General features: G+C 62.0%; 19 protein-coding genes. 15 read left to right on the forward strand and 4 right to left on the reverse strand.

What is annotated here, in order from left to right; translation table 11 throughout:
• Window positions 1–61 precede the first annotated feature (61 nt).
• Both IEW00_RS09780 and IEW00_RS09785 read right to left on the reverse strand, forming a co-directional pair.
• Complete coding sequence (locus IEW00_RS09780) at window positions 62–1,075, reverse strand: agmatine deiminase family protein (RefSeq protein WP_229736936.1); 1,014 nt, start codon at window positions 1,073–1,075, stop codon at window positions 62–64.
• A 10-nt stretch (window positions 1,076–1,085) separates the two neighbouring features.
• Window positions 1,086–2,777, reverse strand: a complete 1,692-nt coding sequence (locus IEW00_RS09785) for a M28 family metallopeptidase (RefSeq protein ID WP_188514210.1) — start codon at window positions 2,775–2,777, stop codon at window positions 1,086–1,088.
• Window positions 2,778–3,024: 247 nt separating this feature from the next.
• Between IEW00_RS09785 and IEW00_RS09790 the strand changes: the two genes are divergently transcribed.
• From IEW00_RS09790 to IEW00_RS09845, 12 genes are all read left to right on the forward strand, one after another.
• Window positions 3,025–3,672 (forward strand): sigma-70 family RNA polymerase sigma factor, encoded by a 648-nt coding sequence (locus IEW00_RS09790; protein ID WP_188514211.1) that lies wholly within the window; start codon window positions 3,025–3,027, stop codon window positions 3,670–3,672.
• A 66-nt stretch (window positions 3,673–3,738) separates the two neighbouring features.
• On the forward strand, window positions 3,739–6,486 hold the full coding sequence (locus IEW00_RS09795) for a bifunctional [glutamine synthetase] adenylyltransferase/[glutamine synthetase]-adenylyl-L-tyrosine phosphorylase (RefSeq protein WP_188514212.1): 2,748 nt from the start codon (window positions 3,739–3,741) through the stop codon (window positions 6,484–6,486).
• Complete coding sequence (locus IEW00_RS09800; protein WP_188514213.1) at window positions 6,483–6,950, forward strand: peroxiredoxin; 468 nt, start codon at window positions 6,483–6,485, stop codon at window positions 6,948–6,950. Before IEW00_RS09795 ends, IEW00_RS09800 begins: the two co-directional genes overlap by 4 nt.
• A gap of 419 nt (window positions 6,951–7,369) precedes the next feature.
• Entirely contained in the window at window positions 7,370–8,038 is a 669-nt protein-coding gene (locus IEW00_RS09805; RefSeq protein WP_188514214.1) for a M23 family metallopeptidase, read from the forward strand.
• A 220-nt stretch (window positions 8,039–8,258) separates the two neighbouring features.
• Entirely contained in the window at window positions 8,259–9,797 is a 1,539-nt protein-coding gene (locus IEW00_RS09810) for an acyl-CoA synthetase (protein ID WP_188514215.1), read from the forward strand.
• 3 nt (window positions 9,798–9,800) lie between these two features.
• On the forward strand, window positions 9,801–11,093 hold the full coding sequence (locus IEW00_RS09815) for a cytochrome P450 (protein WP_188514216.1): 1,293 nt from the start codon (window positions 9,801–9,803) through the stop codon (window positions 11,091–11,093).
• A gap of 150 nt (window positions 11,094–11,243) precedes the next feature.
• Window positions 11,244–12,671: an aldehyde dehydrogenase family protein gene (locus IEW00_RS09820; protein ID WP_188514217.1), complete on the forward strand. Its 1,428-nt coding sequence runs from the start codon at window positions 11,244–11,246 to the stop codon at window positions 12,669–12,671.
• Window positions 12,672–12,920: 249 nt separating this feature from the next.
• Window positions 12,921–14,093 (forward strand): acetyl-CoA C-acetyltransferase, encoded by a 1,173-nt coding sequence (locus IEW00_RS09825; RefSeq protein WP_188514218.1) that lies wholly within the window; start codon window positions 12,921–12,923, stop codon window positions 14,091–14,093.
• A 175-nt stretch (window positions 14,094–14,268) separates the two neighbouring features.
• The gene (locus IEW00_RS09830) at window positions 14,269–15,051 is read left to right on the forward strand and encodes an SDR family NAD(P)-dependent oxidoreductase (RefSeq protein ID WP_188514219.1); all 783 of its coding nucleotides are present in this window, start codon (window positions 14,269–14,271) and stop codon (window positions 15,049–15,051) included.
• Between the two features lie 68 nt (window positions 15,052–15,119).
• Window positions 15,120–15,986 (forward strand): crotonase/enoyl-CoA hydratase family protein, encoded by an 867-nt coding sequence (locus IEW00_RS09835; protein ID WP_188514220.1) that lies wholly within the window; start codon window positions 15,120–15,122, stop codon window positions 15,984–15,986.
• Window positions 15,967–16,611, forward strand: a complete 645-nt coding sequence (locus tag IEW00_RS09840) for a TetR family transcriptional regulator (protein ID WP_229736937.1) — start codon at window positions 15,967–15,969, stop codon at window positions 16,609–16,611. Before IEW00_RS09835 ends, IEW00_RS09840 begins: the two co-directional genes overlap by 20 nt.
• 106 nt (window positions 16,612–16,717) lie before the next feature.
• Window positions 16,718–17,059: a hypothetical protein gene (locus IEW00_RS09845; protein ID WP_188514221.1), complete on the forward strand. Its 342-nt coding sequence runs from the start codon at window positions 16,718–16,720 to the stop codon at window positions 17,057–17,059.
• 195 nt (window positions 17,060–17,254) lie between these two features.
• On the opposite strand, the gene IEW00_RS09850 is transcribed toward IEW00_RS09845, so the two are convergent.
• Window positions 17,255–17,623: a DUF2147 domain-containing protein gene (locus IEW00_RS09850; protein ID WP_229736938.1), complete on the reverse strand. Its 369-nt coding sequence runs from the start codon at window positions 17,621–17,623 to the stop codon at window positions 17,255–17,257.
• Between the two features lie 209 nt (window positions 17,624–17,832).
• Between IEW00_RS09850 and IEW00_RS09855 the strand changes: the two genes are divergently transcribed.
• The 3 genes from IEW00_RS09855 (at window position 17,833) to IEW00_RS09865 (ending at window position 20,969) form a co-directional block, all read left to right on the forward strand.
• Window positions 17,833–19,002 (forward strand): parallel beta-helix domain-containing protein, encoded by a 1,170-nt coding sequence (locus tag IEW00_RS09855; protein ID WP_308419323.1) that lies wholly within the window; start codon window positions 17,833–17,835, stop codon window positions 19,000–19,002.
• A gap of 5 nt (window positions 19,003–19,007) precedes the next feature.
• On the forward strand, window positions 19,008–20,024 hold the full coding sequence (locus IEW00_RS09860) for an SO2930 family diheme c-type cytochrome (RefSeq protein ID WP_188514223.1): 1,017 nt from the start codon (window positions 19,008–19,010) through the stop codon (window positions 20,022–20,024).
• A gap of 66 nt (window positions 20,025–20,090) precedes the next feature.
• Window positions 20,091–20,969, forward strand: coding sequence for an S-methyl-5'-thioadenosine phosphorylase (locus IEW00_RS09865; protein WP_188514224.1), 879 nt, complete (start codon window positions 20,091–20,093; stop codon window positions 20,967–20,969).
• A 28-nt stretch (window positions 20,970–20,997) separates the two neighbouring features.
• Here the strand turns inward: IEW00_RS09865 and IEW00_RS09870 are convergent, their stop codons facing one another.
• The gene (locus IEW00_RS09870) at window positions 20,998–21,858 is read right to left on the reverse strand and encodes an oxygenase MpaB family protein (protein WP_188514225.1); all 861 of its coding nucleotides are present in this window, start codon (window positions 21,856–21,858) and stop codon (window positions 20,998–21,000) included.
• Window positions 21,859–22,128 lie beyond the last annotated feature (270 nt).

Here is a 22,128-nt window from a genome sequence, read left to right on the forward strand (position 1 = left end):
TTTTGGGGAATATAGGCAGCTTCCTGCCAGCGGCTATACCCCGCTGCGACAAGGCGATCAATCAGCCAGCCGTCACCGATGCTGTCCACGGCATCTGCTGGCTTGCGCAATGAAAACTGCCCCCGCCTGCGAGCACCGCATCGGCGCGCAGGCCGATGGTCTTGCGTTCGGGGAAGCATGCGCCGATCGCCGCGACCGCCGACTGGTCCGATGCCGTGCCATAGGTCGGCACGATAACGGCATGGCTGGTGATCGCGAAGTTCATGTGGCTTGCGGGCTGGATCTTGAGGTGCCCCTCGGCATCGACCCGCTCGACCAAGCCTGGCGAGGGGATCGCGACAACCTTGACTCCAAACGCCTCGGCGCGTGCCTTGGCACTGGCATAGATCGCCGCATTGGGGTCGTCTGCGCCCGCAGCGACCGGAAGTGCGAGCGTGCCGGGCGCCACGAACCGGGCGAGATTGTCGACATGGCCATCGGTATGATCGTTGATCAGGCCATCGCCCAGCCACAGCAGCTGCTCGATCCCCAGATCGCGGTGCAGGTTCTGCTCGATCTGCGCGCGGCTGAGATGCGGATTGCGGTTGGGGTTGAGCAGGCACTGCTCGGTGGTCACGCCAAGCCCGGTGCCATCGACATCGATCGCGCCGCCCTCGAGCACCCAGTCGGCGCGCGCATTTTGCAGTCCCGCTTCACCGGCGAGCGTCGCGCCGATTTCAGTATCGCCGTCCATCACATATTTGCCGCCCCAGCCGTTGAAGCCGAACAGTTGCGCTCGGAGCGAACCATCCGTGTCCGCGACCACCAGCGGCCCAGTGTCACGCAGCCAGATATCGCCATAATGGTGGATGCGGATGTCCACCGCATCGCCCGTTAGTTCGCGCGCGAGCGTTGCGCTGGCCTCGTCGCGGCACACCAGTCGCGCTGGCTGGCCGCTCTCCGCGACCGCGCGGGCGAAGGCTGCGATCTCGGCCTGGGCAGCGGCAAGAAAGCCCTGCCACTCGTCGGCCAGATGCGGAAAGCCGATCCACAGCCAGGCCTGCGGTGCCCATTCGGGCGGAAGACGATGCGTCAACAGCCTGTCCTTATTTCGCGGTCGCAGCGGCGGCAGCGCGGCTGGCATCGCGAGTTGCGCGAAACTCGTCACCCTCGACCCAGTTGGGCCAGCTGGTCGACATCGCCAGCGAGCGGCCGACGCGGTAGTACAACGTCAGATCGGCCATTACCCCCGACCAGTCCCAAGCCGGGTTAAACTCGTCCTTGGGCCCATGGTAGCGGTTGACGGTATAGTCCTTGGCCGCTGCCTCGCCTGCGGCCGTACCGCCGTTGATCAGGTCCTCGCCGCCGTCGATGTACAGCATCGGCACGCCCTGCTTGGCGAGGCTGAAATGATCCGAGCGGTAGTAATAGCCGTTCTGCGGCGCGGAATCGGCGGTGGCGACTCGGTTGGCGGATTTGAGCGCGACCTCAAGATAATCCTCAAGTTGCGACTTGCCCTTGCCTACCACGGTGACGTTGCGCGAGGGGCCTGCCATCAGGAACGCATCCATGTTGATCCCGCCGACGGTCTGCGCCAGCGGATAGACCGGGTTCTGGCCATAATAGGCAGAGCCCAGCAGTCCGGACTCCTCGGCTGTCACCGCCAGGAACACGATGCTGCGATCGGGCGCGCCGGCCTTGGCGAAGGTTTCGGCGATCGCCACCAGCGCTGCGGTGCCGGTCGCGTTGTCGACCGCGCCATTGCAGATGTCATCACCATCGGGCGCAGGCTTGCAGCGGCCAAGATGGTCCCAGTGCGCGGTGTACAGCACGTATTCGTCTGGGCGCTTGGCACCGGGAAGGATGCCGATCACGTTGTTTGACTGCGTGGTGGTGATCGCGTTGTCGAACGACAGCGACGCCTTGACCCCCAATGGCACCGCCTTGAAGCCTTTGACTTTGGCCGCAGCGCTGAGCGTCGCCAGGTCCTTGCCAGCGCTGGCCAGCAGCTTTTCGGCGGCTTCCTTCTGGATCCAGCCATTGGCCTGTGTCTGGCTTGCGCCCTTGTCTGCGCTCTGGGCGAAGAATTGCGGCCCGGTCCAGCTCGATTCCACTACGCCCCAGCCATATGCGGCAGGCACCGTATCGTGCACGATCAGCGCAGCGGCAGCGCCCTGGCGCGCGGCTTCCTCATATTTGTAGGTCCAGCGGCCATAATAGGTCATCGCCTTGCCGCCGAATTCGCCGGTCAGGCTGTCGCTGGCATAATCGGGATCGTTGACCAGAATGATCACGGTCTTGCCCTTTACATCCAGCCCGGCATAATCGTTCCAGCCCTTTTCGGGGGCGTTGATGCCATAGCCAACGAACACGATGTCGCTGTCCTTGACCTCGGTTCGCGGGGTTTCGCGATAGGTGCCGACCACCATTTCAGTACCATAGGCAAAGCTCAGCGGGGTTGTACCGCCGGAGACGGTCAGCGCGCTGACATTGCTGGCCTCTATTCCGACAAGCGGCACCTTTTGCAGCCAGCTGTCGCCGTTGCCCGGCTTCAGGCCTGCCTTGGCAAATCGTTCGGTCAAAAGCTTGATGGTTTTCTCTTCACCGCCGCTACCGGGCGCCCGGCCTTCAAATTCATCGGACGACAGCATCCGGGTGACGTCCTCCATCGTAGCTTGCGATACCGGTTGAGGGGCGACATCCGGCACATCGAGCGACGCGGATGATTGTGCACCAGCCTGGCTGGCAGCAAGCAGAACAAGTGTCACGGGAGCGATTTTGAACAGTGTCTTGATCATGAAAACAGGGCTTTTCGACCAGAGGGCACACCATCTGGTAGACGGCGCGATCAGGGCGCATCTTTGCCAGCTTGCCTTGCGACAGGCAAGCGTGGCCGGACGAACCGATCCGCGCCATGCTTGTGATATGCAACGGAATTCCCTATCGACCGTATCGAAATTAACATGCGTCAATGTGGCGCAAGCCACCAATCGGCTTGCCCGCAGTCCCAGTTCACCACATGCTTGAAGGTCAGGCCCTTAGCTGATGGCGGTTGATAACCCCGCAGATATCTCGCCGGAAATCGGCGGAGCGCCGCTCGAAGACGGTGCGTTCAAGGCACAGCTCGCAGCGCTGATCCCGCACCTGCGCGCCTACGGCCGCTCGCTCAGCGGTAATCGCGATGTGGCAGACGATCTGGTGCAGGATACCATGCTCAAGGCCTGGGCTGCGCGGGGCCGCTTTGCGGCGGGCACCAACATGCGCGCCTGGACATTCATCATCCTGCGCAACTCGTTTCTGTCGCAGCGTCGCCGCGCGCGGTTTACCACCGAATGGGACGATGTTGTCGCCGACCGCATCCTGTCGATGCCCGCTGGGCAGGGCGACCAGCTACACCTCGCCGATGTGCAACGCGCGCTGATGCAGCTACCCGAGAGCCAGCGCGAGGCGTTGATTCTCGTCGGGGCGGGGGGCTTTTCCTATGAGGAAGCCTCCGAAATCTGCGGAGTTGCGCTGGGAACCATCAAAAGCCGGGTCGCGCGCGGGCGCAGCGCGCTGCAGGCGCTGATTGACGATGCGGTCGCAAGCGAGGGACGCGGCGAGCGGACGGCTGATCCGATGGCAGCGATCATGGCAGACGTCGACCGGGTCAGCGGCGGGCTTCCCGGGCGCGATGGCGACGACAACGAATGATCCGCAGCGCAGCGATCGTCCTATCGATGATTGCGAAGACACAGTCCGACCGTTAGCACCCACGCCATGACAACTCCTGCCGCCCATGCAGACGCTTATGCCGATGCGATTGCCCGTGCCCGAACCCATTCGCCTTTCCTGGCACTGGCGCTGGACCGGCATCCGGTCTCGCTCGAGGTCTTGTGCAGCCAGGGGGTGGATGCCGCCATTCAACGCATCGGCACGGCCTATTCGGACGCACCTGTCGGCGAATGCCTGCGCCGCAGGAAGAATGCCCTTGCGATGGTGCTGGCTATCGCCGATCTCGCCGGTGTGATCGGTGTCGAGAAGGTCACCCACTGCCTTTCCGACTTTGCCGATGCCGCGCTCGATGCAGCGCTCGCCGATGTGTTCGCCAAACGCACGCCGGGCGAGCCAGTACGCGGATTTGCCGTGATTGCCCTGGGCAAGCATGGTGGGCAGGAACTCAATTACTCTTCGGATATCGATCCGATCTTCATCTATGATCCCGATACGCTTCCAGTCAGGCCGCGCGAAGACCCTGCCGATGCTGCGCAGCGGATCGCGCGGCAGCTGATCGATCTGATGAGCGCCCGCGACGGCCATGGCTATGTTTTCCGAATGGACCTGCGGTTGCGGCCAGCAGCCGAAGTCACCCCGCTGGCAATTCCGGTCGATGCCGCGCTGTCACATTATGAATCGCAGGCGCTGACCTGGGAGCAGGCGGCCTACATCCGCTCGCGCGCGGCTGCGGGCGACCGCGAGCTCGGACCCTATTACATGGAGGCGCTGCGTCCCTTCATCTGGCGGCGTTCGCTCGACTTCGGCACCATCGATGAGATTGCCGCGCTGACCCGCCAGATCCGCGACCACTACAGCAAGGGGCAGCTGCTGGGCCCGGGGTTCGATCTCAAGCGCGGACGCGGCGGCATCCGCGAGGTCGAGTTCTTTACCCAAGCAAATCAGCTGATCCATGGCGGGCGCGATCCAGTGTTGCGCGCGCGCTCAACGCTGGATGCGTTGTCAGCCCTGGCCTCGCAGGGGATCGTGCCTGAGGATGAGGCTGCGATGCTGGCGGACCATTACCGCATCCTGCGCACCTTTGAACACCGGCTGCAGATGGTCGACGACCAGCAGACCCACAGCCTGCCGCAGGACCCGGCGGCATTGAACAATGTCGCGCAACTGCACGGTCTCGCCGACGGCGCGGCGATGATCGCGGCGCTGGAAGGCGTCACGGGCGAGGTCGCGCAGGTCTATGACGGCCTTATCGCCTCGCAGCGCTCGCGCGATGACGACACGGTGATCACGTTGAGCAGCGATCCCGAACTGCTTGTCGACGCGCTGGCCAGCGCCGGGCTCGAAGCACCCGAGGCATTGGCGGCCCGGGTGCAGGCGTGGCGCGGGGGCGCGGTGCGCGCGTTGCGCAGCGCGGCGGGGCGCAAGGCATTCGAGGCGGTGCTGCCAGCGTTGCTGGCTGCATTCGCTGATGCGCCCGATCAGGCAGGTGCGCTCAACCGGTTCGATGATCTGCTGCGGCAACTGCCCAGCACGGTAAATGTATTTCGCCTGCTGCAGGCGAGGCCTGCGCTGATGCAGACCATGGTCGATATTCTGAGCCATGCGCCGCCGCTCGCCGAATCGCTCGCGCGTCGGGGCGATCTGCTCGACGGGCTGATCGATGCCAGCGCATATGATCTGGTGGGCAGTGTCGAGGACATCACCAAGCGGCTATCGCGCGAGGAACCCGGCGATGACTACCAGCAAAGGCTCGATGCGGTGCGCGTCCGGGTGGGCGAAATGCGGTTTGGGCTGGGGGTGCAACTGATCGAGGGGCGGCACGATCCGGTCGCGATCGCCGGGGGCTATGCCAGGGTGGCCGAAGCTGCAATCATCCGGCTGGCGAACTGCGCGGTGCACGAATTTACGCTGGTGCATGGCAAGATTGCAGATAGCGAGCCGGTGATCCTCGCGCTGGGCAGGCTTGGCGGCGGCGCGCTGACCCATGCCTCGGACCTTGATCTGATCTTCCTGTTCAGCGGCGAAATTGGGGAAGAATCCGATGGCGCAAGGCCGCTCGGCAGCACGCAGTATTACAACCGCCTCGCCCAGCGGATCATCGCTGCATTGAGCGTGCCGACAGCGGCGGGCGCATTGTACGAGGTCGATACCCGGCTGCGGCCCAATGGCGCGCAGGGGCTGCTGGCGGTATCCTTCACCAGCTTTGCCGATTACCAGCGCGATCAGGCCTGGACCTGGGAGCATATGGCGTTGTGCCGGGCACGGGTGGTCTATGGCTCCGAGCAAGCGCGCGCGACGCTTGGCGAGATCATCGCGAAGATCCTGCATACTCCGCGCGATGCTGACGCGATTGCCGCAGCCGCGCTCAAGATGCGGACCGATATCGCCGCGCACAAACGTCCGATCGGACCACTCGACATCAAGCTGCTGCCTGGCGGCTTGGTCGATATCGAATTCATCGTCCACACCTTGCAGCTTCAGCATCGCGTTGGTTTCAACCCCGATCTGCGATTGGCGCTTGCGGAACTGGTCGAAGCGGGATTGGTGGATGCAGCGCTCAAGGACGCGCATGATCTTTTGACCCGGCTGCTCGTTACGCTGCGGTTGGTGTCGCCCGATTGCACCGAGCCAGCGCCTGCCAGCCAGGTCCTGATCGCGCGGGCGTGCGGCTGTGCAACCTGGAACGATCTGCTGACGACGGTCGAAGCTGCGCGCGGCCATGTGGTCGCTCAATGGAACACGGTTTTTGGCTTGGCTGACATTCCTCAGCCGAACGGACGAAAGGACAGATGATGACTGATATTGGCGATACCATTCCCGATGTGGCGCTGACCCGCCCCGATGACAGCCAGGTGCGCGCGAGCGATTACGCGGGCAAGGCCTGGGTGCTGTATTTCTATCCGAAGGACGACACCACCGGCTGCACCAGGGAGGCACAGGAATTCAGCCAGCAGCTCGATGCGTTCGCGGCTGCTGGCGTATCGGTGCTGGGCGTGTCCAAGGATCCGCCCAAAAAGCACATCAAGTTCATTGAGAAATATGCGCTCACCGTCCCGCTAGCGAGCGATGTCGAAACAGAAGGGCTCGCCGAGGCGATGGGCGTCTGGATCGAGAAATCGATGTACGGCAAAAAATATATGGGGATGGATCGCTCGACGTTCCTGATCAGCAAGGACGGGAAGGTCGTTCGCACCTGGCGCAAGGTGAAGGTCGCAGGGCATGTCGATGAGGTGCTGGCAGCCGCCAAGGCACTCTGATCGCCAACGAGGATCTCATGAATGATCAATGGCCCGTCACCTGGTGATGGGCCATTTTCGTTTTCCCGAGTTGTGACGAATTTCTGCAATACGCCCAGGATCGCAATCTGTAACCTGACAAGGCTGATTCACGCCCGATTCTGATTCCGTCAAAGCGGGGATAGCGTGAAAATCACTGCGTTTTGTCCATCGCAAAACGATTCAACGTGCCAACCAGCCGGTTTAACGCGCCACCGACTAAGGTGGGTTGCGGTGCGCAAAGATTTGCTCCTACTCATCATTTAACGAAGTCGGAGGGAAGGGGTTCCAACGATTTTGAGTTTTTCTGCCCCGATCTCAACTGAGGTCGCGGGAAAAGAAGGACAGCTGTCATGGCCGAGCGGCCAGGCATCTGCCCGGTAACAAGGTGCTGAATATTCATGGTCGCAACCAGAATCGTCGCAATGGTCCTTACCACCTCCACAGCCGGTCTGCTGTGCGCTGCGTCACCCGCATTTGCCGAAAATGGGTCATCCGATATTGCATCGTCCATTCCATCGGTCGCCAGTGAAACCAATCTGGGAACTCAGGATACCGAATTCCGCGCTTTGTTCGCCGACTGGAAATCACTCGAAAATCGTGAAACCGGCCGGGTCGCCATTCCTTCACGCAAGCCCGTCGACAGCTTCAAGCTCACCAGCCAGTACGGCTTCCGCGCCGATCCGTTCGCCGGCCGCCGCGCCCGCCACAAGGGCGTTGATATGGCAGGGCCGATCGGCACCCCGATTTATGCAACCGCTGACGGCATCGTCGGACGCGCGCAGTGGGTTGGCGGATACGGCAAGTATGTCGAACTCAACCATGGCGGCGAAATCCAGACCCGTTATGGGCATATGTCGCAGATCCTGGTCGAACCCAACCAGCGGGTCACCAAGGGCCAGATCATCGGCCTGATGGGATCGACCGGTCGTTCCACCGGCAGCCACCTGCATTACGAAGTCCGCATCGCCGGAAACTCGGTCAATCCGATGCCCTTCATCTCCTCGCGCGACTATCTTCTCGCCATTGCAGACGGCAGCAAGGTGGCGCAGGGCGGTCCGGCTGAATAAGCGTTTCGCTTTCGGGGCCACGCACCAGCCAGCGACCTAACGATCAAGTCAAGAGCGTCGGTTTTCCGGCGCTTTTTTCTTGTCCGGCGTTGGCGCCCCGGCAGTTTGCCATTGCTTTAATCGATCGATTAAACCAAGATGTTGGCAACAGCGGGAATCGTCGTTCGGGCACCTGTGGTGCTGTGCGGAGAGATTTCCCCGAACAGGAGGGAATGTCGCAATGCATCCATCGGTCCATGCCCGGACAGACGGCTCGAAACCTGCGGTCATCATGGCAGGATCCGGAGTTGCGGTCAGCTACGATCAGCTCGATCGCCGTTCCAACCAGATCGCACATTATCTGCGCGGGCAGGGCATCGGCACTGGCGATACCGTCGCCTTGTGTCTTGAGAACCGCGCGGAGTATTTCGATGTCGTATGGGGCGCGCAGCGTTCAGGACTGATATTCGTGGCGATCTCGAACCGGCTTACCGCCGATGAAATCGCCTACATCCTTCAGGACAGCGGCGCCAAATTACTGTTTACCTCGAGCTATCTGAACCCCCAACTGCCCGCGATCGCGGGCCAGTGCCCGGGCGTTCCCGTCGCCAACCTTGATGACCCGGCCACCGTGGCCGCGATCGATGCAATGCCAGGCGAGCCGATCGCCGATGAGCGGGCAGGCGCGGACATGCTTTATTCGTCAGGGACGACCGGGCGTCCCAAGGGGATCAGACTGCCGCTTCCAGAGGATGGTAACATTGCTGCGGGCAATTCGCTAGTCGCGCTGGCCCAGGGTGCGTTCGGCTTTGGTGGAGACAGCATCTATCTTTCGCCCGCGCCGCTGTATCATGCCGCCCCGCTACGCTGGTGCATGACCGTGCACAAACTGGGCGGCACGGTGATCGTGATGGAAAAGTTCGATCCCGAAGCCGCTCTCGCGCTCATCGAAAAGTACAAGGTCAACGTCAGCCAATGGGTACCAACGCATTTCACCCGGATGCTCAAGCTGCCCGAGGATGTGCGGTTGCGCTATGACGTGTCCAGCCTCAAGTCGGCAGTTCACGCCGCCGCACCGTGCCCCGTGCCGGTCAAGCAGGCGATGATCGACTGGTGGGGGCCGGTGCTCAAGGAGTATTACGCGGGCACCGAAGGCAATGGCTTCACTTTCATCTCGAGCGAGGAATGGCTCACCCATCAGGGCTCGGTCGGGCGCGCGCTGCTCGGAATCGTGCGCATCTGCGACGAGGAGGGCAATGAGGTTCCCGCACGCACCGAAGGCTCGGTCTATTTCGAGGGTGGCGGCCAGTTCCAGTACCACAACGATGCCGACAAGACGCGCGAGGCGACGCATCCGCAAGGCTGGACCACGCTGGGCGATGTCGGCTGGGTTGATGAGGACGGCTATCTGTATCTCACCGATCGCAAGAGCTTCATGATCATCTCGGGCGGGGTCAACATCTACCCGCAAGAGATCGAGAACCTGCTGGTCAGCCATCCACGGGTGGCCGATGCCGCGGTCATCGGCGCGCCTTGCCCGGATATGGGCGAGCGGGTGATCGCGATCGTCCAGCCGCTCGACCTTGCCGATGCGGGCGAAGAACTCGCAGGCGAGCTCAGCAGCTATCTGCGTCAGTCGCTTTCGGGGGTGAAGATGCCGCGCCAGATCGATTTCCGCGATGAGTTGCCCCGGCACGCAACAGGCAAGCTCTACAAACGGCTGCTGCGCGACGAATATTGGGCCAAGGCCAAGGCCGATGAAGCTTTGGCAGGGGCCTGAACCATGGCGACGATTGCACCCGCGACGCTGCCGGCGGATCTGTCCGCTGCAATCGTCAACCCGCAGGCTTATGGGCAATGGGCCGATCTTCAGGACCGGTTCCGCTGGGCACGCGACAACATGCCGGTGGGGCTGGTCCAGGCCGAAGGCTATGCCCCGTTCTGGGCGATTACCCGGCATGAAGACATCTTGGCCGTCAGCAAGGACAATGCGCGGTTTCTGAACGCGCCCAAGTCGGTGGTCCTCGCGCCGGTCGCGGTGCAGATGCTGACGCACATGATCACCGGCGGCAGTCCGCATCTGGTGCGCTCGCTGGTCACCATGGATGCCCCCGAGCACATGGACTATCGCAAGCTGACGCAAAGCTGGTTCATGCCCAAGAACCTGGGCAGCCTCGAGGCGCGGATCCGCGAGATCGCGCGCGCCTCGGTCGACCAGATGCTGGCGACCGGAGGGACCTGCGATTTCGTGCATGAGGTATCGGCGCTGTATCCCTTGCATGTCGTGATGCAGATTCTCGGCGTGCCGGACGAAGACGAGCCATTGATGCTCAAGCTGACGCAGGAGATGTTCGGCGGCGAGGATCCTGATCTCAACCGCGCGCGCTCGATCGATTTCACACCCGAACAGATCACGCAGTTCGTGGTCGATGCGGTGCGCGATTTCGAGGGCTATTTCATGAAGCTGGCGGCGGACCGTAGGGCCAAGCCGCGCGATGATGTCGCATCGGTGATCGCCAATGCGATGATCGATGGCGCACCGATCAGCGATCGCAATGCAGCGGGCTATTACATCATCGTTGCAGCCGCGGGGCACGACACCACCTCGGCCTCGACCGCAGGCGCGATGTGGGCGTTGGCGAACGATCCCGAGCAGTTTGACCGGATCAAGGCGGACCGCAGCCTGCTGCCCGGCCTGATCGAAGAGGCGATCCGCTGGACGACACCGGTGCAGCATTTCATGCGCACCGCGGTCGAGGATTGCGAGATCGGCGGGCAGAAGATCGCCAAAGATGACTGGTTGATGCTTTGTTATGTTTCGGGAAATTACGACGAGCGGGTGTTCGACAATCCCGAGCGGTTCGATGCTGCGCGCGGGCCCAACCGCCATGTGGCTTTTGGTGCCGGGGTGCACCAGTGCCTGGGGCTGCACCTTGCGCGGCTTGAGATGCGGATATTGTTCGACGAACTGCTCGACCGGGTGGATAAGGTAGAACTGGCAGGCACGCCGCAGCGTGCGTCCAGCACGTTCGTCGGCGGGCCCAAGACGCTGCCGATCCGCTTTGTCGCGCGGTAGGCTTGCCGGATGAACAGCCGGATGGATTGCAAGATGAATAGATAGTGGCCTGCGGTGGATGGGCGATGTAGCCTGACCGCCAGGGCCCATATTGAAAAGACCAAGCACCCGGACCCAGCCGGGCAGATTTCTCAGGAAAGGATCGTTCACATGGTTCAGCAATACAGCGTACTGATCAACGGCAAGCTCGAAAAGCCCGGCAAGTGGATCGACGTGGTCAATCCCGCCAACGAGCAGGTGATCGGCCAGGTGCCCGATTGCGGCCAGGAAGAGCTCGATCGTGCGGTCGCCGCCGCGCGCGCCGCGTTCAAGACCTGGTCGAAGACCCCGGTCGAGGATCGCCGCGCGGTGATCATGAAGATTTCGGGCGCGATCAAGGAGAACGCCGACGAGCTGATGCGGCTGCTGACGGCTGAGCAGGGCAAGCCGCATGCGCAGGCGACCGGCGAAATCTATGGCGCGGCCGGAATGGCCGCTGCGCAATCGACGCTGAGCCTGGAAGACGAGATCAACGAGGACAGCGAGGTTCGCCTCTCGCGCACCCGGCGCGTTCCGGTCGGCGTGGTCGGCGGCATTGTGCCCTGGAACTTCCCGGTGATGATGGCGATCCAGAAGATCGTGCCGGCGCTGCTGTCGGGCTGCACCATCGTGCTCAAGCCATCGCCGTTCACGCCGCTGGCGACGCTGCGGATCATGGAACTGGTGGCTGATTTGGTGCCGGCAGGCGTGCTCAATGTCATCACCGGCGGCGATGACCTCGGCCCGATGATCACCGCGCACCCCGATATCGACAAGATCACCTTCACCGGATCGACCGCGACCGGCAAGCGGGTGATGGAATCGGCCTCGAAGGACCTCAAGCGCATCACGCTCGAACTCGGCGGAAACGATGCCTCGATCGTGCTCCCCGATGCCGACGTCAAGAAGGTGGCAGAGCAATTGTTCTGGTCGAGCTTCACCAACGCCGGCCAGATCTGCGTCGCGGCCAAGCGCATCTATATCCATGAGGACATCTATGACGAGCTGTCGGCCGCGATCGCCGAATACGCCCGTCACGTGAAGGTGGGCGATGGCGCCGAGCAGGGCACCGCGGTCGGGCCGATCCAGAACAAGAAGCAGTACGAGCGCGTGCTCGAACTGATCCAGGATGCCAAAGACCATGGCTACAAGTTCCTGGTCGGCGGCGATCATGATCCGTCGGTGCCGGGCTATTATGTTCCGATCACCATCCTCGACAACCCGCCTGAAGACGCGCGGATCGTCGCCGAGGAGCAGTTCGGTCCGGTGATGCCGCTGATGAAGTTCGCCACCGTCGATGAAGCCATCGCGCGCGCCAATGCTTCGGATTACGGGCTGGCAGGCGCGGTCTGGACCAGCGACACCGACGAAGGCGTCCGCGTTGCCGAGCAGCTCGAAACCGGCACGGTGTGGATCAACGAGTTCCTCCACCTGTCGCCATTCGCACCCTTTGCCGGGCACAAGCAGTCGGGCTTCGGTGCCGAATATGGCAAGGAAGGCCTGCTTGAGTTCACCTACCCGCAAGTGATCACGGTGAAGCGCGAGAAAGCGGCGGCGTAGTTCCCAATCCTCCCCGAACGTGTCTCGGGGAGGATTTCTCGCACCACGACTCCGTCATTCCCGCGAACGCGGGAATCCCGCTTTGTGGTGCCGCTTAACCAGAAGCGGGACCCCCGCCTGCGCGGGGGTGACGAAGATGGATTGGGATTGACCTCATGGTTGACGTACCCTGCAACGCTGTTTAACCGTTCGATTAAATTCACGGCGGACTCGGGCTTGGCCCTGTCGTCGGTTCCAAGGAGAGAAATCATGGCTCATGCTTATATCGTAGACGCGGTCCGCACCGCTGGAGGCCGCCGCGGCGGACGTCTCGCTGGAATTCACCCTGTCGATCTTGGCGCAGCGGTGTTCGATGCCATCGCCAGCCGCAACGATTTCGATACCAAGGCGATCGACGACGTCATCACCGGCTGCGTCGGCCAGGGCGGCGAGCAGACGATGGATCTGGGCCGCAACGCGGTGCTCGCCTCGAAGCTTCCGGACAGCATTCCTGCGGTCACCATCGATCGCCAGTGCGGTTCGTCGCAGCAGGCGATGCAGTTTGCCGCGCAAGCAGTGATGAGCGGCACGCAGGATATCGTGCTCGCCAGCGGCATCGAGAGCATGACCCGCGTGCCGATGGGCAGCCCCGCGGTGCTGTACATGAAAGCGGGCCTTGGCAACTACAAGTCGGCGCGGCTCGAAGAGGCGTTTCCCGGTGTGATGTTCAGCCAGTTCGATGGCGCCGAGATGATCGTCAAGAAGCACGGCCAGACCAAGGAACAGATCGACGCCTATTCGCTCGAAAGCCACCGCCGCGCGGCGGCTGCCTCACAGGCCGGTGCGTTCGACAACGAGATCGTCCCGGTCGAGATCGAGACCCCCGAGGGCAAGGTCTGGCACAAGGTCGATGAAGGCATCCGCTTCGATGCGACGCTGGAAGGCATTTCGGGCGTCAAGCGGATCACCGAAACCGGCGTGCTTTCTGCCGCGAACGCCAGCCAGATCTGCGATGGTGCCTCGGCGGTGCTGATCGTGTCCGAACAGGCGCTGAAGGATCATGGCCTGACCCCGCGTGCGCGGATTCATCACGTCTCGGTAACCGCCGGCGATCCGGTGATCATGCTCGAAGAGCCGCTGTTCGCCACCGAGCGCGCGCTCAAGCGCGCGGGCATGTCGATCAACGATATCGACCTGTATGAGGTCAACGAGGCGTTTGCGCCGGTACCGCTGGCCTGGCTGTCGTACCTCGGTGCCAGCCATGACCGGCTCAACGTCAATGGCGGCGCGATCGCTCTGGGCCATCCGCTCGGCGCTTCGGGCACCAAGCTGATGGCGACGTTGCTCAACGCGCTTGAAGCGCGCGGCGGCAAGTACGGCCTGCAGACAATGTGCGAAGGCGGTGGCCAGGCCAACGTCACGATCATCGAACGGCTGGGCTGAGCTTTAAACAATCCTCCCCGGAACGGGGAGGGGGACCGCAGAGCGGTGGAGGGGAAGCGTCCAGGCGCTGTCACGAATGTTGGCATGACCCCGCTGCCCCTCTGTCAGTCCTGCGGACTGCCACCTCCCCGGCCCGGGGAGGATTGAAATTCGAATACCTTTCAGGAGACCCAATATGATACTCGACTCTTCGATTTCCGCCGTCGTCACCGGCGGTGCTTCGGGCCTTGGCGCTGCCACCGCCCGCGCGCTGGCCGCCAAGGGCGTCAAGGTTGCCATCTTCGATCTGCAGGAAGAAAAGGGCACCGCGCTCGCCAATGAAATCGGCGGTGTGTTCTGCGAAGTTAACGTCACCGACGACGCCAGCGTCGATGCAGGGTTCGCCAAGGCCCGCGCCGCGATCGGCCAGGAGCGAATCCTGGTCAACTGCGCCGGCACCGGCAATGCGATCAAGACCGCCAGCCGCTCGAAGGAAGACGGCAGCATCAAGCATTTCCCGCTCGATGCGTTCAACTGGATCATCCAGATCAACCTCGTCGGCACCTTCCGCTGCATCGCCAAGTCGGCAGCCGGCATGATGACGCTCGACCCGCTGGCCGATGGCGATCGCGGTGCCATCGTCAACACCGCATCCGTGGCGGCCGAAGACGGCCAGATCGGCCAGGCGGCCTATGCGGCATCGAAGGGCGGTGTCGTCGGCATGACCTTGCCGATCGCGCGCGATCTTTCGAACGAAGGCATTCGCGTCAACACCATCCTGCCCGGCATTTTCAATACCCCGCTGCTCGCCGCCGCGCCGCAGCCGGTCAAGGATGCGCTGGGCGCTTCGGTTCCGTTCCCCAAGCGTCTGGGCAACCCGGAAGAATATGCGCAGCTCGCGATGACGATGATCGAGTGCGGCTATTTCAACGGTGAAGATGTGCGCCTCGATGGCGCCATTCGCATGGCACCGCGCTGAGCTGACCAGTTCCCCGTCCGATGGATGATCGGGCGGGGAACGCTTTCATCGTGTAGAAGGGCCTTCAGATGGAATATACGGCCATCCGCTATTCGTTAGCCGACGGGATCGCGACGATCACGCTCGATCGCCCCGAGAAAATGAACGCCTTTACCAATACGATGATGGCCGAGATGATCGACGCGTTCGATCGGATCGATGCTGATGATGACGTCCGCGCAGTCATCGTCACCGGCGAGGGCAGGGCGTTTTGTGCGGGGGCGGATCTGACGCCCGACAGCGGGGGCGGACCGTTCTCCAGCGACGATCCGGTCAGCGACCTGTCCGATCCGCGTGTACGCGACGGCGGCGGGATGCTGACGCTGCGGATGTTCCGGTGCACCAAGCCTGTGATCGGCGCGATCAATGGTGCAGCGGTGGGCATAGGCGCGACCATGCAACTGCCGATGGATATGAGACTCGCGTCGAGCACCGCGCGATTCGGGTTCGTGTTCGCACGGCGCGGCATCGTTCCCGAAGCGGCATCATCCTGGTTCCTGCCCAAGCTGGTGGGACATCAACAGGCCCTCGAATGGTGCATGACCGGCAGGGTTTTCGATGCGCAGGAGGCGCTCGCAGGCGGGCTGGTCCGGTCGGTTCACGCGCCCGAGGACCTGATCCCCGCAGCGACTGCGCTGGCCCGCGAAATCGCCGATAACACCGCGCCGGTGTCGGTGGCGCTGACCCGCGCCATGCTATGGCGCCTGCCATCTGCGCCGCACCCAATGGACGCGCACCGGATCGACAGCCGTGCAATCTATACCCGCTCGCGTTCGGGCGATGCGGCCGAGGGGATATCCAGCTTCCTGCAGAAGCGCGCAGCTAATTATCCCGACCGGGTTGCATCCCAGATGCCGGGTTTCTATCCATGGTGGGATGAACCCCAGTATGAATGAAGCGCCAACGCACGATGGCGAGCTCAATGCCCGCGATCAGCTGATCGATGCAGCCAGCCAGATCATGCGCGACGGCGATACGGTAGACCTTTCGTTGAGCGAACTGTCGCTGCGATCTGGCCTCAACAGTGCTTTGGTCAAATATTATTTCGGCAACAAGCAAGGCCTGATGCTGGCGCTGCTCGAGCGCGACATGCGCAACATCGTCAACAGCCTCGATGCGCTGGTGGCCAAAGACTTTCCCCCCGACGAGAAGCTGCGCGTGCATATTCGTGCGGTGATCGGCACCTATTTTCGATTTCCCTATCTCAACCGGCTGTTGATGCGGATGGTCCGCGATGCCTCGCCCGAGGTTTCGCGCAAGATTGCCGACGACTATCTGCTGCCGATCTCGCATGCCTATTCGAAACTGATCGACGAGGGTGTGAAAAAGGGCTTGTTTCGGCCGATCGATCCGCAACTGTTCTACTTTACGGTCACGGGTGCTGCCGACCGGTTCTTTTCGGCGCGGCTAGTGCTGCATCATTGCTATGGGCAGAGCGAGGTGACCGAGCAGATGCGCGATGACTACGCCGACCACACGCTCGATATTATCATGCCAGGATTGCTGAAACGTCCCGATTGAAAAAAGACACCGGTATCATCTGAATGTCCGATGAACCGTTGGTTACATAACATCGCGTTACGGTAATAAACTTACAACAAAGAGAAACTTTCGGTATAGGGGAGGCATGAACACTCCCAACCCGATTCCCGTCGCCATTCATTCTACCGAACAGGCAGATCGTCACGCACGTTCTGCCTCGGTCAGCAATGCTGATCAGCAGGCTTTCGACGCTGCGACCGTTCGGTTGCGCCATGCGTTGCATGCTGCCGCTAACGGGGCGTACTTTCATGAAGTGTGCGATGCCCGGCTTGCCCTGCGTTCGCTGGCGGTAAAGCTGCGAGACGCCGGATTTTGGCGGTCGGACAAGCAGGGTTTGCGCGCAACGGTATCGCTGTTGTGGGAGGCGGACCGGTTTGTGAATGATCATGCACTGACCTGCCCGGACGACAAGTCCGCGCAACTATAATTGAATCGAGATCAAATTCTTTACGTCTGCCGGGTCGCACGGGAGCAGGCGTGAAGAGGCGGGTCGGTCGCGGCTTTGAGACGAGTTACGCACCGACCCGCCATTCATTTATCGTGATGTTACCGTTTAATGACACTATCCGTGCCACAATGTAACATGTGGGTTACGGTGGTCATCACACGAAGTTTCGCGGTTCTACTTCGCAGACGTCCAGATCTGGGTCTGGCAAAACATCGCGACACACCCTTCAACATTCAGGCTTCCGGCCTTGCCGTTGCTGACGATTGACCGATAGGTCTTGCCGGTGTTCGGATCGTAGATCTGGCCGCGCCATTTGGCGCCATCCGCGACAAAACCGCTCAGGATAGGCAGCCCTACCAGCTTGCGCTTTCTCAACACCGGATCAGGATTGTTAACATCGGTGGTGGCGCCGCTTTTGGGCTGTTCGATCAACCGTGCAATCTTGCCGCACAGAGCCTTGCCGCAGGGCGCGATAGTAACCAGCGCGCGTTTGTCCTTGGTGTACCATTGCCCAGTGATATTCTCCGCAGCCTGAGCAGGCATTGCAAATGCAAGTGTCCCGGCGGCCAGAATTGCGACAGATGCGATCAAGCGCATATTGTTCTCCACCTCGAATAGGAATAGCCTGTCATCCTAGCCACGCAGCAGACGGGGACAAAACCGGCGGTGTCCGGTCGTAGATAACGCGGGGAAGGACAAGCATGAAGCGGAAATTTGCAGCGACGAAATTTGCAGCGATAGTGTCATTATGGGTGTGTGCAGCCACAGCGCCGCTGATGGCCAAGGACATCCTCGTTGCAGCGGGCAGCGGCGCACAGGAGCGGTTGCAGGAAGCGCTGATTCTTGCCCAGCCCGGTGACACGGTGGTGTTGGCCGAAGGCAAATTCGTGCTCACCGACGGACTGTCGCTCGATGTCGCAGGCGTGACCGTCAAGGGCGCGGGACCCGACAAATCGGTGCTGAGCTTTGCCGGGCAACTCGCTGCGGGTGAAGGCCTGCTGGTGACCTCTGACAATGTCGTGCTGCGTGATTTTGCAGTGGAAGACAGCAAGGGCGATGCGATCAAGTCCAAAGGTGCGGACAACATCGTCTATCACAACCTGCGGGTCGAATGGACCTGGGGGCCCAAGGAAACCAACGGTGCCTATGGTATCTACCCGGTCGAGAGCGAAAACGTACTGATCGATTCGGTGCTGGTGATCGGCGCATCAGATGCGGGCATCTATGTTGGCCAGTCGCGCAACATCATCGTCCGCGATTCGATTGCGCGGTTCAATGTTGCGGGCATCGAGATCGAAAACAGCTTCAACGCCGACGTGTTCGATAACGTCGCCACCAAGAACACCGGCGGGATTCTGGTGTTCGACCTGCCCAATCTGCCGCAACAAGGCGGCCACAACGTCCGCGTGTTCAGCAACATCGTCGCAGAGAATGATACACCCAACTTTGCGCCAAAGGGCAACATCGTCGCCAGTGTGCCGACAGGTACCGGCGTCATGATCATGGCCAATCGCGATATCGAAATTTTCGACAATGTGTTCGAAGGCAATGGCTCGTCTAACATCATGGTCATCGGCTATCGTCAGGCATTTGACGATGCGCAATATCAGCCGACGGTGCGCCATGTACGGATCAGCGACAACGCGCACGGCAAGACCGGTTTTGCCCCGCAATTTGACGGTGGCGAGATGCTCGCCGCAGCCTTTGGCGGCAGCGTGCCGCCGATCATCTGGGATGGCGTCGGCGGTTCCGGTGCCAGCATCGTGTCGAGCGACGAGGTGCCGGTGCTCAACCTGGGCCTCACCCGCTCCGACCAGCCGATCGAGACCGCGCAACCCCAGCTTGCCAAGCTGACCGGCGACGCTGCACCCAAGCTGCCCAAGATCGTGATGCCCGAAGCGATGGAAGCTGCAATCCGGTGAACCCGATGCGGATTGCCCTCGCGCTGGGCTGCGCGGCATTGGTGATCAGCGCTGCGCCTGCATCGGTGCGGGTCAACGACAGTGTGATCCTCGATGCAGGCTATCCGCGTGCCTTGTCTGAATACGGCTTTTTCACAGGGCAGGGGGTCGCCAGCCCTTCGGCGCAACTGATCGGCTACAATCTGCAAACACCGTTGTTCTCTGACTATGCCGAAAAGCAGCGGTTCGTCTACGTCCCCGACGCGGCGCGGATTAGGGCAGATACTGACGGGAGGCTCGATTTTCCTGTCGGCAGCGCGCTGATCAAGACCTTCGGCTATGGCACCGGCACGGCGTTTCGCCCGATCGAGACCCGCGTATTGCTGCACCGCGCATCGGGCTGGGAGGCCTTGCCCTATGTCTGGAAATCGGATGGGTCGGATGCCGAACTCAAGCTCGCCGGGACGCGATTGCCTGTCTCCGTCACTCCACCTTCGGGGCAGACGCAGACGATCAGCTATGCCGTACCCAACAAGAACCAGTGCAAGGAATGCCATTCGCGCGCAGGCGCGGTGGTGCCGATCGGGCCGACTGCCGCCAATATGGATGTAGCGCCGGCCTATATCCCAGCGTTTCGCAATCGTATCGACTGGACCGGCAAGACACCGCTGGGCACCGGCCCGGTGTGGAACGATGCCGCATCAGGTTCGCTCGATGCGCGAGCCCGCGCCTATCTGGCGGTAAACTGCGCACATTGCCACAACCCGGAAGGGTCGGCGAGCAATTCGGGGCTGTTCCTCGATGCGCAGGCGGCAGGCGATCCGGTCGCGACCGGCATCTACAAGCGCCCGGTCGCAGCAGGGCGCGGTAGCGGCGGGCATGATTTTGCAATTGCCCCGGGCGACCCTGCGCAGTCGATCATGATCCACCGGATGCGCTCGACCGAACCCGGCGTTGCCATGCCCGAGGTTGGGCGCTCGATGGTGCATGAAGAAGGCGTCGCGCTGATCGCGCAATGGATTTCGTCACTCCCCGCCAGATAGCTGTTGCACCCCACCGATCGCGCGCTACTCGAAGGTTCAGATGTCATCATGCAAGGGCGGACGGCGATGAGCGAGTGGACGATTGGGGTTATCGGCGGTTCGGGCCTGTATGCGATCGACGGGCTGGAAGATGCGCAATCGATCCGGGTGGACAGTCCGTTCGGCGAGGCCTCGGACGAGGTTGTTATCGGAACGCTGCACGGTCATCGTTTCGTGTTCCTGCCGCGTCACGGCAAGGGTCACCGGATCAGCCCGACCGACGTCAACGCCCGCGCCAATATCGATGTTCTCAAGCGCGCAGGCTGCACCGATGTGATCGCGATCTCGGCAATTGGGTCGTTGCGCGAGGAGCTTGCGCCAGGGTGTTTTGTTGTCGTCGACCAGTTCATCGATCGCACCGTCAACCGCACCAAGAGCTTTTTTGGCACCGGAATGGTTGCGCATGTCTCGATGGCCGATCCCGTCTGTCCGCGCCTCGCCACGCTGGCGGCAGAGGCCGCGCGCGCTGCTGGCGCACCGGTATCGGTCGGCGGCACCTATCTGGCGATGGAAGGCCCGCAGTTCTCGAGCCGCGCGGAAAGCCACATGTATCGCGCCTGGGGTTGCGATGTGATCGGGATGACAGCAATGCCCGAGGCGAAGCTGGCGCGCGAAGCAGAGCTGCCCTACGCGCTGGTCGGCATGGTCACCGACTATGATTGCTGGCGCGAAGGCGAGGCACATGTCGAAGTGGGCGCGATCATCGCGCAAATGAACAGCAACTCGGCCAGGGCGCGGCAGATGGTGATCGAACTCGCCAAGGCGCTGCCGCAGCAAAGACCGGCCAGCCCGATCGACACTTGCCTCGATTTCGCGCTGATCACCGCGCCCGAAGCGCGCGACCCCAAAGTGCTTGCGCAGCTTGATGCCGTTGCCGGAAGGGCCTTGCACGCCAACCCGGAGTGATCAGGCAGGAGTGATCAGGTAGAAGTGGTTAGGCAGACGCCGCTGAATTGCGGACGGTACTGTTCTGCGAAAGGGCCCAGCGAGTGATCGCGGCCATCCCGGTCGTCCCGCCCCGCACCGCCAATCGTGCAGGCAGCGAAATCGAAAGCCCGTGCATCGAACGCGCCCAGCCTGGCAGCAGATCGACCCCGGCCTGCATCGTCATGTGATGAAACGGAGCAAGCGCGGGGCTGGATGCGGGTTGGTGGAGCAGCAGGTCGGCGATCTCGCGGGTACGTTCGTCGAAACGCAGTCTGGGCCGGGCATCGCGGACAAAAGTCTGCGCCGCGCGATAGGTACGCGGCACCGGATCAGCGCCGAGCAGCACACCAACCTGCGCCATTTCGTCGAAATAGCGGTCCCTGTCGCGCATCGACATATGCGGCTTGCGATAGCGGATGAAGCTCTCGACGAAGCACAGGCTTTCGGTGACATGCACCCAGGCGAGCGCTTCGGGATCGTTGGCATGATAGGGAGTGCCATCGGGTAGCGTGCCGTGCACATAGTCGTGAACCCGCCGGATGCGGGCAATCTCGCCCAGCGCCTGCGCCTTGTCACCATAAGTCGTTCGGGCAAGAAACGCCGCCGTCCGGCGCAGGCGTCCACGCATGTCCTGTCGAAACACCGAATGGTCCCATACACCCGCCAAGACACGGGGCTCCAGCATCTGCAGCAAAAGCGAGGCGATGCCGCCGATCATCATCGCGGTGACATCGCCATGCACCTGCCAGCATACCGAATTCGGGCCGAACAATCCTTCGTCCTCACGCGATATCTCGATCGTCTTGCCGCCCGGATCGGCAAAGATCCTGCGGATTTCGGTTCCGATGGAGTCGCGCAGTGTCTGCATGGTGCCAATATGGGGTGCCAGTTGGGTTTTGCCAATCGCTGCCGAACCATTCCCGCATTCGTCCTGAGTGCCGGGTTTTACGGGATTTTCGCGCCATTGCGGTGGTATCGGTAACGCTTTGCTAATCGCGGCGCGCTATCCGGAAATGTATGTTCGGACAGAAGCAATCAGACCCTGACAATGCTGAGTCATCGCTGATTGATCGGTTCAATCACGGTGTTGTCGAAGGGCTGAGCGGTATCAATCCGATTTCGGCTGCCTCGTTGCTCG

The sequence above is a fragment of the Blastomonas aquatica genome, assembly GCF_014639875.1.
Taxonomy (GTDB): domain Bacteria; phylum Pseudomonadota; class Alphaproteobacteria; order Sphingomonadales; family Sphingomonadaceae; genus Blastomonas; species Blastomonas aquatica.

Excerpts from the sequence above, each read along its gene's own strand:
- IEW00_RS09785 (WP_188514210.1), bottom strand. The coding sequence starts at position 2,777 with ATGATCAAGACACTGTTCAAAATCGCTCCCGTGACACTTGTTCTGCTT.
- IEW00_RS09790 (WP_188514211.1), top strand. The coding sequence starts at position 3,025 with ATGGCGGTTGATAACCCCGCAGATATCTCGCCGGAAATCGGCGGAGCG.
- IEW00_RS09795 (WP_188514212.1), top strand. The coding sequence starts at position 3,739 with ATGACAACTCCTGCCGCCCATGCAGACGCTTATGCCGATGCGATTGCC.
- IEW00_RS09800 (WP_188514213.1), top strand. The coding sequence starts at position 6,483 with ATGATGACTGATATTGGCGATACCATTCCCGATGTGGCGCTGACCCGC.
- IEW00_RS09805 (WP_188514214.1), top strand. The coding sequence starts at position 7,370 with ATGGTCGCAACCAGAATCGTCGCAATGGTCCTTACCACCTCCACAGCC.
- IEW00_RS09810 (WP_188514215.1), top strand. The coding sequence starts at position 8,259 with ATGCATCCATCGGTCCATGCCCGGACAGACGGCTCGAAACCTGCGGTC.
- IEW00_RS09815 (WP_188514216.1), top strand. The coding sequence starts at position 9,801 with ATGGCGACGATTGCACCCGCGACGCTGCCGGCGGATCTGTCCGCTGCA.
- IEW00_RS09820 (WP_188514217.1), top strand. The coding sequence starts at position 11,244 with ATGGTTCAGCAATACAGCGTACTGATCAACGGCAAGCTCGAAAAGCCC.
- IEW00_RS09825 (WP_188514218.1), top strand. The coding sequence starts at position 12,921 with ATGGCTCATGCTTATATCGTAGACGCGGTCCGCACCGCTGGAGGCCGC.
- IEW00_RS09830 (WP_188514219.1), top strand. The coding sequence starts at position 14,269 with ATGATACTCGACTCTTCGATTTCCGCCGTCGTCACCGGCGGTGCTTCG.
- IEW00_RS09835 (WP_188514220.1), top strand. The coding sequence starts at position 15,120 with ATGGAATATACGGCCATCCGCTATTCGTTAGCCGACGGGATCGCGACG.
- IEW00_RS09840 (WP_229736937.1), top strand. The coding sequence starts at position 15,967 with ATGAACCCCAGTATGAATGAAGCGCCAACGCACGATGGCGAGCTCAAT.
- IEW00_RS09845 (WP_188514221.1), top strand. The coding sequence starts at position 16,718 with ATGAACACTCCCAACCCGATTCCCGTCGCCATTCATTCTACCGAACAG.
- IEW00_RS09850 (WP_229736938.1), bottom strand. The coding sequence starts at position 17,623 with ATGCCTGCTCAGGCTGCGGAGAATATCACTGGGCAATGGTACACCAAG.
- IEW00_RS09860 (WP_188514223.1), top strand. The coding sequence starts at position 19,008 with ATGCGGATTGCCCTCGCGCTGGGCTGCGCGGCATTGGTGATCAGCGCT.
- IEW00_RS09865 (WP_188514224.1), top strand. The coding sequence starts at position 20,091 with ATGAGCGAGTGGACGATTGGGGTTATCGGCGGTTCGGGCCTGTATGCG.
- IEW00_RS09870 (WP_188514225.1), bottom strand. The coding sequence starts at position 21,858 with ATGCAGACACTGCGCGACTCCATCGGAACCGAAATCCGCAGGATCTTT.